The sequence below is a fragment of the Wolbachia endosymbiont (group A) of Bombylius major genome (assembly GCF_947251895.1).
GTDB lineage: Bacteria > Pseudomonadota > Alphaproteobacteria > Rickettsiales > Anaplasmataceae > Wolbachia > Wolbachia pipientis.
Genome location: NZ_OX366395.1, coordinates 65,061 through 79,317, shown reverse-complemented (window position 1 = coordinate 79,317; position 14,257 = coordinate 65,061). Strand labels below are relative to the sequence as shown.

The window sequence follows — 14,257 nt, the reverse complement described above, 5'->3', positions numbered from 1 at the left end:
ATGTTATTCTTGCAATTTTTTGATTTTATTGGAAGGAAGACCAGTGGATTCAGCTATTAAGTCGACAGATACGCCAGCTTTAAGTAGGTTTTTAGCCACTGCTATTTTAGCTTTCATTTCACCTTTTTCTTCGCCGATTTGGATGCCTTCTTCTCTACCTTTTTCAGTAGCATCATCAAGTTTTTGAGCGAGGACAGCCTGTTCATCAAGAATACGTTTTATTTCCTGTTCATAAGCAATAAATTCTTTTTCTGACCAGTTGAATCTATTTAGCTCCTCATACGCTTTCTTGATTATTATATCGCTTCCTATTATCCCTTCCAACTCCTCTTCACTGGTTTCGTCTGCATATTTGAAGAAGTAAACCCATTTCTCAACTATATTTTCTAACTGATCTTCTTTTGTTTTCGGAAATTTTGGCAACTCAATAAATATAAAATAAAAATCTTTTAGATCATGCTCATTAGTGTCTTCATCCCGAATAGTATGCTTTGATTTGTACTCAGATTTATTAGGAAACAGTACACAATCTGCTATAGCAATGAAGATAATTTCCTTAAGGTTATGATACTGGTTACCTTTATCAGCTTGCCTTGAGTAAGCTTTAGCAGCATAGTATTGAGCACGTTTTTCAAAGCCTTTAGTTTTAGCGACCTGCATTTCGACTATTACTTGCACCCCATTTTCATCTCTACAGAGAACGTCAACAATACTTTGCTTTTTAGCGGCGATATCAGGGTCTTGAATAGTACTTAGAAACTCTATATCCTTTATTTCATCTTTACCAGTGAAGCCAATGATGTCATTGAGGAAGTGAATAAGAATATCCTTATTTTTTTCAGTACCAAATATTCTTTTGAACGCGACATCATTTCGTACGTCAAGGAACTTCGAAAGAGCCATAAAATTAACCTAAAAAGCATTAATAATTATACACAATTCTGAAGAAATGTTCAAGTTTTTTATTTTTTTAAGTTTTGAATGCGTTAAACGGCTGTCAGAGATCATCTTAGAATAGCATCCTCTACTTTAGACGTCTGTTTTGTACATCTTTTATCAACCCTGCTATAAAGCGCCTTACAAGCCCAGGAAATGGATGCTATGAATTTGGAGCTATAGGAGACATCGAAGATACACTCTAAAAACCATCATAAGCCCTCCATTCAATTCTACAATACTTGTCATAGCGTGAGCATTGAATATACTAGTTTTCAACAGGCATCTGAGAGTTAGTTTGTTTTGAAATCGTGTGAAAAAGAGTGACCGCTAGTAACATTAATAGTAGCCGTATAAAGCATACTAACGCTACAAGATATAAAATAGCGCAAAAGATAAGAAGCTGGAGGTTAAAGCGAGGATATACCCTGAAAGCTTTAGCAGATAAAACAGGCATAAAATATTACACGCTGCTAAAATATGAACAAGGGGTACAAGGTATTCCAACTAAAGACATAAAAAGACTAGCGGACGCATTCTCAACTAAGGCTGGAACTCTATTTCCTAGACAAAAAGTACTAAGAACGCGAATTCTGGATTAAGGAAGGAAGAAAGAATAGGAAATAGAAGGCTTTTTGGATTTGATGGAATAGGAAATGAGAGTAGAAAAGATATGAACCAAAAAATTAACAGGGGATCTATGGCGAGTGTGTTCAATTTCTAGTCTATTTTTTAGGTAACCAAAAACAGTCTCAATGATAGACCTTTTTCTCAGTAAAATCTTCTCATTTAGCGAAATCAATGTATTTTTCATACCTTTTTTCACGTTGGTAACAAGTTTCAAACCTCGGTCAAACAGCTTCTGAAAAAGCTCTTTTGCAATATAACCTTTGTCACCAAACAAAAGGCCGATTAATTTTTCCGTCAGATTTGGCACAGGTATCCTATCATCAACATTGCCTTTTGTGAGCGTAAGTGCATAAATTTCACCATTTTCATTGATTACCATATGTAATTTGAAACCAAAAAACCAGCCGTAAGTGCTCTTGCTTAATTTTGCAATTCCAGCAAAAACTTTGTTTTTGGATATTCTTTTTGCATGACAAACTGCAATGGGAGTTGTGTCTATATATGAAATTCCAGTGTTTTCTGACTGTCCACAAAGCCAATGCAACAACATTGCTAAATGCCACAAAACCCTAGGCTTTAGAGCAACAAACCTGGTATATGAAGGTAACTTTGGAAACTCTGATTTGTAGAGCAACGTTAGGTAATGTAGATAGAAAGTTTTGAAATTTTTACACGGAGATTGTTGATATAGCAGGATTATTGTCATGATTTCGGAGTGCTCAATTTCCGTTGTTCTTGTGGGTTTTTTACCATTTGGCAGTAGTTTATCTGCAAAATTTTTCTCTATATCTCTGCAAAAATCATCGACCAAACAAAACAGTTTTGTTATATCTTCCATGGGTAACCTCATCTATTTTTTTATAACTGCTGAGTTTACCCTGTTTTCTTGCCTTTTCTATTCTCCTTTAATCCAGAATTCACGTTTTAAGTGTTATCACCTGGTATGCCAAGCAACTGCGGCGGGACGCCAAAAGCCAGGGCAATATCGCGGGCTGAACTGTGTTTGGACTCAATGAAATCCATATCCCTTGGTGATAAGCTCATTTCCTTCCACTCCAAGCCTCCTTCAAGCAATATCGGTCTTCCAGCGTTTATAGAACCTGAATAATGATCATTTATCTGCGCTTTTAAGCGTTGGTACTGCTCTTGACTTAAACTTCCACCACTTCCATCTTTTGCTGATTTTACAACTATTGCACCACTTGGTCTTGCTCCGTTTTGCAACATCGCTTGATTCCAAGCACCCGCCTGATTATGCTGATCTATGCTATATGCAGCTGCCTCAATTGGTGATAACCCATACCAATCATTCAAAGGATTAAAGGTCTTTAAGTGCAACACTGCTGAACATCCAGTTAGTTTATCAACTTTAAAGTCATAACTATTGTTATTTATGGCATAACGATAGTTATAAGGAACGTTATTTCTCCCTGGAACAATTTCAACCCTATCTGGGCGCAGAAGATAAAGCTCTGTTGGTGGTTTTCTACTATTCTGTGACTCAATCATCAATATATAAGAATTGCCGTTAACTAACCGATAAGTTACAATCCCCTCAATAAATTCCGATTTTGATGTCATTGGGTTAGGAGAATAAAGTAATTTCAGTAATGGATGGGCTTTTAGTTGCGATTTTCCCTGGTCAGTAAGCTGGCAGAGAGTAAGAGGTACCGAAGATGCAGCACTTGCAATCATATTGATTGCTCGAAAGGCAATAACATTTTTTATGTAACCTTCCTCAGCAAAACTTACATAATCACGCTTACTCCAACTTGGCTCCATCATTAGTTGCAAAGCAGAATATTTAGTAAATACTGCACTTTTTTTTCTTTGAAAGATGTTGAAATTCATATGTGCCTCCTAAAAAATTGAATTTGTGGTAGAATTATATCAATTGGTGTCACAGGAAGGATATACTAACGTACGAACATTATGTTTGAGAGCAATCTCTACACAGTAGTTAAATGGCAGGCACAATAAGGGGTAGCAAAAAGAATGAGCTTTTTTTTTGAGCTGAGCGAAGCCACCTAAGGTAGAAAATGAATCAGGAAGGAGTAAAAATATAGTATCTGTTCAGAGGAGTGGCTAATGTGCAAATATTGAAGCAAAGTGCGTGACACACAGCTATATGAACATTGCAATATGGCACATAGTAAACGATGTCATTCCAGTGCTTGACACTGGAATCCAGCTTTTTCATAATCATCAAAACGTTGTATTTTAACATAAAACGGCTACTTTTATGCTTACCAACTTAATAAAATTCCTGGATCCCAGTGTCAAGCACTGGGATGACATCATAGGGGCGCTGGAATGACACCCTGACAACCGTCATCCCGCTACTTGTTAGCGGGATCTGGAGATACCGCGAATGAATCGCGGTATGACGGTTCGCGGCGGCATGACGATAAGGTTTATACCTTGTCATCCCAGTGCTTGACACTGGGATTGATTTATCTTGTCTACCTTATTTTGCCACTCCGCTGAACGGATACCAACAAATGGTGTCATTCCAGTGCTTGACACTGGAATCCAGATACGATTTCATCATATAAATCTTTCCATTCTTGATTTGTTTTTTCAATTAAGTTTATTTTCCATTTTCTCTGCCAGCTTTTTAGAAGCTTTTCTTTACTAATTGCTAAATTTATGTCTTGAAACTCCTCAAAGTAGACTAATTTACTAACATTGTACTTTGACGTGAAACCGGAAATGGCTTTGCTTTTATGCTCCCAAATTCGTTTGATTAAATTTGATGTTATACCTATATACAGGGTTCCATTTCGTTCACTTGCAAGTATATAAACATAATAACTTTTCATATATAGTAACCTGGATCCCAGTGTCTGGGCACTGGGATGGCACCATTTATTGTAAGGACTTACCTCACATTTACTCTATGATTATCTTTTTAGATCACCTTGTCTACCTATTTTGCCACTCTGCTGAACGGATACAAAATATATTTAATGTTTATATGATGTACTTACTTATAAATGTCTTTTCTGTGTCCTATCTCTGTGATAACCACTTCATATTTTATAATATTTACGGAATAGATAACGCGATAATCACCTACCCTTAATCTTCTTTGTCCTTTAAATCTGTAATATAATGGTTCACCAAGGTTAATGGGATCAACTGTAAGACGCTTATTTATCGCATTTATGATTCTTAATCTTATTGTTTTTGGAAGAGCTGGAAGGTCTTTCTCAAGAACGCTTTCTATGAAGATAATATTGTATTCCAGTCTACATCCTCACTTCTAATTTTCTTCACACCTGAAACATTACGTCTAGCAGCACGCTCAATTAGTATTTTATCTTCCTCATTTTCAATTGCTTCTTGTATTAGCTTCTCTGCTAGTTCTTTAATGGACTTATTTCTTATTTTAGCCAGTCCAGCAAGACACTCTGAAATTTCGTTGTTGAAAGTTATGCTAAATTTTGAGTTTGCCATATATTTTACCTAAAATCTACTAATAATTATACAACATTTTTCTGAATTTTTCAATAAAAAAAGTTGCCTATACGTAAAGAGGACCTGTGTTGACAAATAATTAAACATTTGTCATGTACTATGTTTGTTAAGGAGAAATAGCACAGAAGTTAGTATTAAGTATATTAGGAATAAGGAAGGCTGCGCTCAGTGTCACACACTGGAATAACAGGAAAAAACGAACTGCTATACTAAAAAAAAAGAAATTGAACATGACAGAATGGCTAATATCTAATCAGCTTATTGATTATAACTGTGCCGTAAAATCTATGGAAGAGAAAATTCAACAAATTCACAATAATTCAGCAGACGAATTAGTATGGCTACTCCAGCACCCTCCACTTTACACTGCAGGAATCAGTGCAACAGCTGATGATATTGTTGAAAAACTATTTCCCATATATAAAACAGGAAGGGGTGGTAAACACACATATCATGGTCCAGGACAGCGCATTATATATTTAATGTTAAACCTTAAAAAAAGAAACAAATGCGATATAAAGCTATATATTAGAGATCTAAGTAAGTGGATCATAAATGTTTTAAAGCAATTTAATATACTTGGAGAGTTTAGAGAAGATAGAATAGGCATTTGGGTAAACCATAACGGAGTAGAAAAAAAAATTGCAGCTTTTGGTATCCGTTTAAGAAAATGGGTAACTTATCATGGCATAGCGCTTAACGTCTTTCCAGACCTCTCTCACTATAAGGGTATTATTCCTTGTGGGTTGCAAGGTTATGGCGTCACGTCAATGGAAGAACTAGGAGTGAAAGTTCCACTCTCTGAATTGGATGATATACTAAAAAAAGAGTTTTATAAGATATTTTAATGATTGTTTATCTTTTATATTTCATTCTCACTTTATGTGCTAACACAAGTATTCATGCAATCGACCAAGTTGATATTATTGCTCCTTCTTCGAAGGGAAAAGAATCAGATCTGACTACTATAAAAGAATATGTAGAAGCTTTGGATTTTAATCCCCATATTTCGGAGAAAATATATAGTAATGATAATCCATTTTATTCCAACTCTGATGAATTCAGAGCAAATGATTTGATTAGTGCACTAACTAATGATAGTAAAATAATTTGGTGTATCAGAGGAGGAGAAGGGGCTTCTCGGTTAATTCCCTATCTAGAAAAGTTACCCAATGATAAAAAAGAAAGGATTGCTCAAAACAAAAAGATCCTCATAGGCTATAGCGATATAACTGCCTTGCACATCCATCTACAAGCTAAATATGATTGGCAAACTCTTCACGGCACCATGTTGGAAATGATAGTAAATAACTCCGTTTCTGAAAGCTCTGTTGAAAAATTGAAAGAGTTAATTCTTAACAAGCGGAATTCTATCAGATTTGATAACCTAAAGACGATAAATAATGGCATTAGACTAAAAGATGGCAGATTAGAGTCTAAAATCATCGGTGGTAATATGACTCTAGTTGAAAATAGTATAGGAACCGCTTGGCAAATAAATGCGAAAGGTAAAATTCTATTTTTAGAGGACATAAGAGTTTACCCATACGCAATAGAGCGCAGTTTAGATCACCTAAAACAAGCCCACATCTTTGATGGAGTACATGCAGTAATCTTTGGGGATTTCGTTAACTGCTATAACGATAACCTTGTTGAAGTTGTAAAAGAAAGGTTTGCAAAAAGTGTTAACTTTCCTGTATTTACAATAAAAGGGGTAGGCCATGGACATACAAATGATCCTTTACCTTTTAACACTCACGCTATTATTAGAGTTCAAAACGAAAAAGAAGGTTTGTTTTTTATGGACGTGCAAAATGTTAACTACACATAGCTGATAGCTCACTAGGCTTCTTTTGAAATTGTTAAGGTAATTGTCATCCGAGTAGTTGACTACTTGGATCCAGTTTCACCTTATGATGGTGTCATGAAAGTAGCTGACACTGGTTCCTTTATGACGGCAGCACTTTCTCCTGTCATCCCAGTGCCCAGACTACTTGGATCCAGAAAAAAGGATGATGTCATTCCAGTCTGGAATGGCTTTGTTGCATCGCTAGCTATGATGGATTAAAGATAAAAAAGGTAGAGAATATCAGTAGCTTATTATTCTGGTATTTATAACAAGAACGGTCAGTGAATACCTAAATTTGAGTAAAAGAAATTTCACTACCACTCACTAATCCGGCTAAAATTCAAGAATTTCAATGCTTTAGCTATTTTCAATAGAATTAAATTTATTAATATAAATAACAAATTACTATTCCTAAATTTGATCAGATTGATTGCAAAAAAACAAGATTTTCAATAAGTTGCTTATAATCCTAATTATAGTTAGTCTTTCATAAGTAGCGATGCAACAAAGCCCAACCGATCTAGTGAATAGATATAAACCTTATTAATTTTTCCTTCTGCTACTTTATCACGTAAATTCTTTAAACCTTCACGCTCTAAATTTGACCCTCTACGGCCATCGTCAGTGAATACATATTCTTCCAATAACTCATGTCCATCTACAGCAATTCTACGCTTAAGCTCTGCAATTTGGCTCTCTATTGTATGATCCCGCACTTGTCGGTCTGATGAAACTCTTGCATACAAGGCCACCGTTATCATCTTTTTCTACCTCCTTTTCGTTGTTTCTTTTTACTGAATACTTTAGTAACTGCTCGTAAGCTTCTGATAAATGTGTATGGTCCCAGAGTATGATGGTAAGGATTAAGTATAAATAAATCAGGAAATTTTGTCCACTGAGAACATACAAATTCAAAAGGGGTAAGACCCTTAAGAGTTTTGAGTCTTTTAGCGTAATTGTAGGCTATAACGAAGCTATAAAGGTGCTCTTTGAGTTGCTGGTGTGATTTGTAGTAATACTTTTTAACTGTAGCATCTTTTAACGTGAATTCTGGATTAAAGGAGAATAGAAAAGGCAAGAAAACAGGGTAAACTCAGCAGTTATAAAAAAATAGATGAGGTTACCCATGGAAGATATAACAAAACTGTTTTGTTTGGTCGATGATTTTTGCAGAGATATAGAGAAAAATTTTGCAGATAAACTACTGCCAAATGGTAAAAAACCCACAAGAACAACGGAAATTGAGCACTCCGAAATCATGACAATAATCCTGCTATATCAACAATCTCCGTGTAAAAATTTCAAAACTTTCTATCTACATTACCTAACGTTGCTCTACAAATCAGAGTTTCCAAAGTTACCTTCATATACCAGGTTTGTTGCTCTAAAGCCTAGGGTTTTGTGGCATTTAGCAATGTTGTTGCATTGGCTTTGTGGACAGTCAGAAAACACTGGAATTTCATATATAGACACAACTCCCATTGCAGTTTGTCATGCAAAAAGAATATCCAAAAACAAAGTTTTTGCTGGAATTGCAAAATTAAGCAAGAGCACTTACGGCTGGTTTTTTGGTTTCAAATTACATATGGTAATCAATGAAAATGGTGAAATTTATGCACTTACGCTCACAAAAGGCAATGTTGATGATAGGATACCTGTGCCAAATCTGACGGAAAAATTAATCGGCCTTTTGTTTGGTGACAAAGGTTATATTGCAAAAGAGCTTTTTCAGAAGCTGTTTGACCGAGGTTTGAAACTTGTTACCAACGTGAAAAAAGGTATGAAAAATACATTGATTTCGCTAAATGAGAAGATTTTACTGAGAAAAAGGTCTATCATTGAGACTGTTTTTGGTTACCTAAAAAATAGACTAGAAATTGAACACACTCGCCATAGATCCCCTGTTAATTTTTTGGTTCATATCTTTTCTACTCTCATTTCCTATTCCATCAAATCCAAAAAGCCTTCTATTTCCTATTCTTTCTTCCTTCCTTAATCCAGAATTCGCGTTTTTAGCGTCCTATTCATACGCTCAACTTGCCCATTTGTCCAAGGATGGCTGATTTTTGTTAGACGATGTTCAATGTCATGTTCTTCACAAACTCTATCAAATATGTGTTGAAAAGCGTGTTTATGAAGTTCTTGATTGGTAAATTGTATACCGTTATCTGTCAAAATAGTATGGATTTTATAGGGCAAAATTTTGATCAAATTACGCAAAAACTCAGCAGCTATTGGTTTTGTGGCACTGTTATGAAGCTCGACATAGGCAAATTTGGACGTTCTATCTATGGCAACAAACAGGTGCAACTTTCCTTCTTCTGTTCTAACTTCTGCTATATCAATATGCTACAGGATATTGTTTGAACCTCTTTTTTGCTTTAACTTCACCATCGACATCTGGTAGTCTGCTAATGTTATGTCTTTGCAAACAACGATGTAAATTAGAGCGGCTCAAGCGTGGGATAGAGGCTTGCAAAGCATAGAGGCAATCATCTAATGGCAATAGTGTATACTTACGAAATGCAACAATTATCGCCTCTTCTTCCTTGGTTAAAACAGTTGATCTTGGTTGTTTTGGGCCCATTGTAGCATCTTGCGTAAATAAGCGTTTTTTCCATTTCACAATAGTTTTCGGGTTGAGATCATAGCGCTCGGCAAGTTTTGCTATGCTCTCTTTACTATTTTGTATTGTTCTACGCACCGCCTCTGTTGTTTTGGCGCACCCATGTAATATCTGTCCCATAATGACTCCTTAAATGATGATGATAGTATACCATCACTCTCTGGGGGAATGTTCAAAAAAGTGTGTCAAACCGAAAAAAAAGTAATAAATTGATATAAAAAAAATGGAGGTTTGACAATGAGTCAAAAAATAGTAAACAGAATTACCGGATTGGTAGATTATAAAGAATTAGAAACAAATATCCTGTCGTCTATACGAGAAGGAAAACCGTTGACAGGAAGGGATGGAGCATTTACACCATTTATAAAAAAGCCGCTGGAGGCAAGTTTGGAAGGTGAAATAGAAAATCACTTATTAGCTGAAAGTGAAGAGAATAATCGAAGAAATGGGAGAAATGGAAAGACTTTACGGACAAGTGCAGGTTCATTTGAGCTTTTGACGCCCAGAGATAGGGAGGGAAGCTTTGAACCCCAAATAGTCAAAAAAAGGCAAACAAACCAGAGCTTGAAACGAAGATTTTGAGCACATTTGCCAGTGGTATGGGCTATAGAGATATAGTGTCACATGTTGAGGAAATTTATGATCACAAAATATCGGCGGCAGAGATATCAAGTATTACTGATGTAAAAGACAAGATTTAATCTGACAGAGAAGAATTAACTGACAGAAGAATTGACGTAGTCAAAACTAATATCAGGCTGTTGTTTAATGCTACTAATATTTTTCTGAAAAGCAATATGTTTACTGTCAAAAAACGTTTGCATAGGTGTTTTGCCATAGCAGTATTTGCCTGAGTGAGGCCTTGTCTCATTGTAAGAACGCAACCAATGATCAACATCGATCTGTAGATCCTCCAAAGAATAGTAGATTTTCTTTCTAAAGATAATATTGTAACACTCATCTTGCATAGTTCTATGGAATCTTTCACATATGCCATTAGTTTGTGGAGAGTTGGCTTTGGTTCTAGAATGATCGATATTTTCGATTCCTAAATATAGCTGATAAGCGTGATTTTCGGGCTTGCCACAATACTCCGTACCCCTATCAGTTAGAATGCGTAATAATGGAATTCTCTGCTCATCAAAAAATGGGATAACTCTATCGTTAAGAAGATCTGCAGCTGTAATAGCTGTTCTGTCCGTGTAAAGTTTAACCATTGCAACTCTGGAATAAGTATCAACAAAAGTTTGCTGATAAATGCGCCCTATGCCTTTGATATTGCCCACATAATAGGTATCTTGAGAACCCAAATAACCTGGATGTTGCGTCTCAATTTCACCATGAGCTTCCCTTTGTTCTTTCACTTTTTCTAAAGCTGCAAGTTGTTCTTCAGTTAAAATGATTCCGTCTTGAGCTACTTTTGCCTCCAGTGCTTTAAGTCTCTTTTTCAAAGTTTCAAGGTCATTTCTTAGCCATACAGATCTTACTCCTCCTTGGGAAATTATTATACCTCTTTTTCTCAGCTCATTTGCAGCTCTTTCTTGTCCATATGCAGGAAATTCTGTAGCTATGCCAATTATTGCTCTTTCTATATCTTCCGAAACTCTGTTTGCTAATAGCGGTTTTTTCTTACTTATTTCATGTAATGCTTCTTCTCCCCCATTTTCATATAACTCCTTGAATCGATAAAATGTATCTCTTGAGTATCCCATCACTTTGCACGCTTGAGACACATTTCCTAATTGTTTTGCTAGCTCTAGTAATCCTAGTTTTGGTTTTAGTATTTTTGTTTGTATTGTACTCATTTCTAACACTCCTTATTTTTATTATTCTTAACTTACTTTTTTAAAGTGTCATATCAAGTCCTGTTTAATACAGCTGATTCTAATAATGACTTAGAGGTTCTATGCCTAGAATTCCAGATGCTTGACTTTTATTTTTAAGCTAAAAACCATCTGGCGCCTATGGTTTTTATTTTTTCAGAATTTTATAGCTAACGGAAGAGGGTTGTATTTTTTCGTTAAAATTCTTGCATTTTATCCCAATGCTAATTTTACCATCCAAATAGCCCCTTTCCTGTTATCCAGGTAACTAACATTGGAGCCCAGAAAACTTTATCTATATATCATTTATTTTTGAAAATACTATGTTATAACTTAAATTAGAAAACTGATTCTTCTAAAAGTTGCTCACTATCCTCGTCTATTATGATAGAATTATCATGATTTCTGAGTAAATCTCTGATTTTCGTTTCTATTTCATTTGCGATTTCTTTGTTTGTTTTTAGGTAAGTTTTTACATTCTCTCTTCCTTGCCCAAGACGTGTGTTGTTATATGAATAGTAAGCGCCTGCTTTTTCAAGCACACCAAGCTTTGCTCCCATATCTATTATTTCTCCGAGTTTTGATATACCTTCATTGTACATTATATCAAATTTCGCTTCTCTAAATGGAGGAGCAACTTTATTTTTTACAACTTTAACTCTTGTTTCATTGCCTGTAATATTTTCTTTGTCTTTTATTACACCAATTTTTCTTATATCAAGCCTTACAGAAGTATAGAATTTTAATGCATTTCCACCCGTGGTAGTTTCAGGATTTCCATACACTACTCCTATTTTCATACGAATTTGATTAATAAATATCAATATACAGTTCGCTTTTGAAACGGCAGAGGTTAGCTTTCGTAGCCCGTGACTTAGAAGCCTTGCTTGCAGCCCCATATGTTGATCACCCATATCACCTTCAATTTCAGCTCTTGGAGTTAATGCTGCGACAGAGTCAATAACTATCACATCAACCGCACCAGAACACACTAAATACTCAACAATATGCAACGCCTGCTCTCCAGTGTCTGGTTGTGAAATCACTAAATCATCAGTGCTTACCCCAAGTTTACGAGCATATAAGACATCCAATGCATGTTCTGCATCGATAAATGCGCATGATCCTCCTTTTTTTTGTGCTTCAGCAATCACGTGCAAGGCAAGAGTGGTTTTACCAGAACTCTCGGGGCCAAATATTTCAATTATACGCCCTTTTGGCAGACCTCCAACACCTAGAGCCGAATCAAGCGCAATTGATCCTGTGGATATTGTGTCTATTTTTTCTACAGGGTTTTGCTTCAACTTCATTATTGCACCTTTACCGAATGCTTTTTCAATCTGGCTTATTGCGTTATCTAGCGCTTTTTGTTTATCACTATTTCTTTCTTCTGGGTTACTTGCCATAGATCATTTATTAATTTGTATAATTCTCTATGATAATCGAACGTGAATAACCTGCCAAGGTTTTTCTAGTATTTATGTATTATTTCAATTATTATTTCAATGAAAAATATTAACGTTTTCATAAAGCAGATATTTGTTTGCCTTCGTTAGTAACACACTATACTTTAGTGTACGAACGTTGCAATTTGCAGCATAGCAGGTGGTGTCATCCAAGTAGCCAACACTGAAATGACTAAATTCGAAATGGCTACATGAATTTATTGTAAATTACTACCGTATAAACGTGAATTCTGGATTAAAGGAGAATAGAAAAGGCAAGAAAACAGGGTAAACTCAGCAGTTATAAAAAAATAGATGAGGTTACCCATGGAAGATATAACAAAACTGTTTTGTTTGGTCGATGATTTTTGCAGAGATATAGAGAAAAATTTTGCAGATAAACTACTGCCAAATGGTAAAAAACCCACAAGAACAACGGAAATTGAGCACTCCGAAATCATGACAATAATCCTGCTATATCAACAATCTCCGTGTAAAAATTTCAAAACTTTCTATCTACATTACCTAACGTTGCTCTACAAATCAGAGTTTCCAAAGTTACCTTCATATACCAGGTTTGTTGCTCTAAAGCCTAGGGTTTTGTGGCATTTAGCAATGTTGTTGCATTGGCTTTGTGGACAGTCAGAAAACACTGGAATTTCATATATAGACACAACTCCCATTGCAGTTTGTCATGCAAAAAGAATATCCAAAAACAAAGTTTTTGCTGGAATTGCAAAATTAAGCAAGAGCACTTACGGCTGGTTTTTTGGTTTCAAATTACATATGGTAATCAATGAAAATGGTGAAATTTATGCACTTACGCTCACAAAAGGCAATGTTGATGATAGGATACCTGTGCCAAATCTGACGGAAAAATTAATCGGCCTTTTGTTTGGTGACAAAGGTTATATTGCAAAAGAGCTTTTTCAGAAGCTGTTTGACCGAGGTTTGAAACTTGTTACCAACGTGAAAAAAGGTATGAAAAATACATTGATTTCGCTAAATGAGAAGATTTTACTGAGAAAAAGGTCTATCATTGAGACTGTTTTTGGTTACCTAAAAAATAGACTAGAAATTGAACACACTCGCCATAGATCCCCTGTTAATTTTTTGGTTCATATCTTTTCTACTCTCATTTCCTATTCCATCAAATCCAAAAAGCCTTCTATTTCCTATTCTTTCTTCCTTCCTTAATCCAGAATTCGCGTTATAAGGTGCGATGCAACAAAGCCATTCCAGTGTCAGCTACTTGAATGACACCTCTTAGATGGGTCAGCTACTCAGATCTGCCATGAAAACTGCAACCCTAAATGTTGGAGCACTGTCGTACACTAAGCGCTGTAATGACAATTTTAGTCGCTTCATACACTTATCATGCTAGTCATAACAGAAATAATTTTTACCAAAGATATTTATGAAATAATTGACATAGTTTGGAAATATGTATATTATAGAACATTAATAG

General features: G+C 35.5%; 14 protein-coding genes and 4 pseudogenes. 7 read left to right on the top strand and 11 right to left on the bottom strand.

The genetic code is table 11. From position 1 onward, the window contains the following. Nucleotides 1–3: 3 nt before the first annotated feature. Entirely contained in the window at nucleotides 4–903 is a 900-nt protein-coding gene (locus tag OPR49_RS00430) for an Rpn family recombination-promoting nuclease/putative transposase (protein WP_265027116.1), read from the bottom strand. A 356-nt stretch (nucleotides 904–1,259) separates the two neighbouring features. Between OPR49_RS00430 and OPR49_RS00425 the strand changes: the two genes are divergently transcribed. Continuing rightward, the gene (locus OPR49_RS00425; RefSeq protein WP_265027114.1) at nucleotides 1,260–1,538 is read left to right on the top strand and encodes a helix-turn-helix domain-containing protein; all 279 of its coding nucleotides are present in this window, start codon (nucleotides 1,260–1,262) and stop codon (nucleotides 1,536–1,538) included. On the opposite strand, the gene OPR49_RS00420 is transcribed toward OPR49_RS00425, so the two are convergent. From OPR49_RS00420 to OPR49_RS00400, 5 genes and pseudogenes are all read right to left on the bottom strand, one after another. Continuing rightward, entirely contained in the window at nucleotides 1,535–2,404 is an 870-nt protein-coding gene (locus OPR49_RS00420; RefSeq protein ID WP_458694421.1) for an IS982 family transposase, read from the bottom strand. The genes OPR49_RS00425 and OPR49_RS00420 overlap by 4 nt on opposite strands. An 89-nt stretch (nucleotides 2,405–2,493) precedes the next feature. After that, a pseudogene (locus OPR49_RS00415) lies at nucleotides 2,494–3,417 on the bottom strand (phage portal protein); the annotation flags it as partial. A gap of 656 nt (nucleotides 3,418–4,073) precedes the next feature. Further along, on the bottom strand, nucleotides 4,074–4,388 hold the full coding sequence (locus OPR49_RS00410; protein WP_064085789.1) for a GIY-YIG nuclease family protein: 315 nt from the start codon (nucleotides 4,386–4,388) through the stop codon (nucleotides 4,074–4,076). Nucleotides 4,389–4,552: 164 nt separating this feature from the next. Next, nucleotides 4,553–4,726 (bottom strand): type II toxin-antitoxin system RelE family toxin, encoded by a 174-nt coding sequence (locus OPR49_RS00405; RefSeq protein ID WP_231115917.1) that lies wholly within the window; start codon nucleotides 4,724–4,726, stop codon nucleotides 4,553–4,555. A gap of 65 nt (nucleotides 4,727–4,791) precedes the next feature. Next, nucleotides 4,792–5,025 carry a DUF6290 family protein gene (locus OPR49_RS00400; protein ID WP_012673333.1) on the bottom strand — a complete coding sequence of 78 codons (234 nt, stop codon included), beginning with the start codon at nucleotides 5,023–5,025 and terminating at the stop codon, nucleotides 4,792–4,794. A gap of 251 nt (nucleotides 5,026–5,276) precedes the next feature. Between OPR49_RS00400 and lipB the strand changes: the two genes are divergently transcribed. The 3 genes from lipB to OPR49_RS00385 all read left to right on the top strand — a co-directional run bounded on the left by lipB (nucleotide 5,277) and on the right by OPR49_RS00385 (nucleotide 7,114). Then, on the top strand, nucleotides 5,277–5,894 hold the full coding sequence (gene lipB, locus OPR49_RS00395) for a lipoyl(octanoyl) transferase LipB (RefSeq protein ID WP_010081985.1): 618 nt from the start codon (nucleotides 5,277–5,279) through the stop codon (nucleotides 5,892–5,894). Next, nucleotides 5,894–6,877 (top strand): LD-carboxypeptidase, encoded by a 984-nt coding sequence (locus OPR49_RS00390; protein ID WP_265027113.1) that lies wholly within the window; start codon nucleotides 5,894–5,896, stop codon nucleotides 6,875–6,877. Before lipB ends, OPR49_RS00390 begins: the two co-directional genes overlap by 1 nt. 63 nt (nucleotides 6,878–6,940) lie before the next feature. Further along, on the top strand, nucleotides 6,941–7,114 hold the full coding sequence (locus OPR49_RS00385; RefSeq protein ID WP_156518066.1) for a hypothetical protein: 174 nt from the start codon (nucleotides 6,941–6,943) through the stop codon (nucleotides 7,112–7,114). Nucleotides 7,115–7,374: 260 nt separating this feature from the next. Here the strand turns inward: OPR49_RS00385 and OPR49_RS00380 are convergent, their stop codons facing one another. Next, on the bottom strand, nucleotides 7,375–7,656 hold the full coding sequence (locus OPR49_RS00380; protein WP_265027112.1) for a recombinase family protein: 282 nt from the start codon (nucleotides 7,654–7,656) through the stop codon (nucleotides 7,375–7,377). Further along, a pseudogene (locus OPR49_RS00375) lies at nucleotides 7,653–7,940 on the bottom strand (IS3 family transposase); the annotation flags it as partial. The pseudogene OPR49_RS00375 and the gene OPR49_RS00380, both read right to left, overlap by 4 nt. A gap of 81 nt (nucleotides 7,941–8,021) precedes the next feature. Here OPR49_RS00375 and OPR49_RS00370 point away from each other — a divergent pair. Continuing rightward, nucleotides 8,022–8,891, top strand: coding sequence for an IS982 family transposase (locus OPR49_RS00370; RefSeq protein ID WP_458694421.1), 870 nt, complete (start codon nucleotides 8,022–8,024; stop codon nucleotides 8,889–8,891). A gap of 14 nt (nucleotides 8,892–8,905) precedes the next feature. Here OPR49_RS00370 and OPR49_RS00365 read toward each other — a convergent pair. Then, a pseudogene (locus OPR49_RS00365) lies at nucleotides 8,906–9,641 on the bottom strand (DDE-type integrase/transposase/recombinase); the annotation flags it as partial. Between the two features lie 117 nt (nucleotides 9,642–9,758). Here OPR49_RS00365 and OPR49_RS00360 point away from each other — a divergent pair. Continuing rightward, nucleotides 9,759–10,204: pseudogene (locus OPR49_RS00360) on the top strand (transposase); the annotation flags it as partial. A 33-nt stretch (nucleotides 10,205–10,237) separates the two neighbouring features. Here the strand turns inward: OPR49_RS00360 and OPR49_RS00355 are convergent. Both OPR49_RS00355 and recA read right to left on the bottom strand, forming a co-directional pair. Continuing rightward, complete coding sequence (locus tag OPR49_RS00355; protein ID WP_265027486.1) at nucleotides 10,238–11,326, bottom strand: IS481 family transposase; 1,089 nt, start codon at nucleotides 11,324–11,326, stop codon at nucleotides 10,238–10,240. 356 nt (nucleotides 11,327–11,682) lie between these two features. Further along, nucleotides 11,683–12,750 (bottom strand): recombinase RecA, encoded by a 1,068-nt coding sequence (gene recA / locus OPR49_RS00350; RefSeq protein WP_265027111.1) that lies wholly within the window; start codon nucleotides 12,748–12,750, stop codon nucleotides 11,683–11,685. 366 nt (nucleotides 12,751–13,116) lie between these two features. On the opposite strand from recA, the gene OPR49_RS00345 reads away from it, so the two are divergent. Then, nucleotides 13,117–13,986, top strand: coding sequence for an IS982 family transposase (locus OPR49_RS00345; protein WP_458694421.1), 870 nt, complete (start codon nucleotides 13,117–13,119; stop codon nucleotides 13,984–13,986). Nucleotides 13,987–14,257 lie beyond the last annotated feature (271 nt).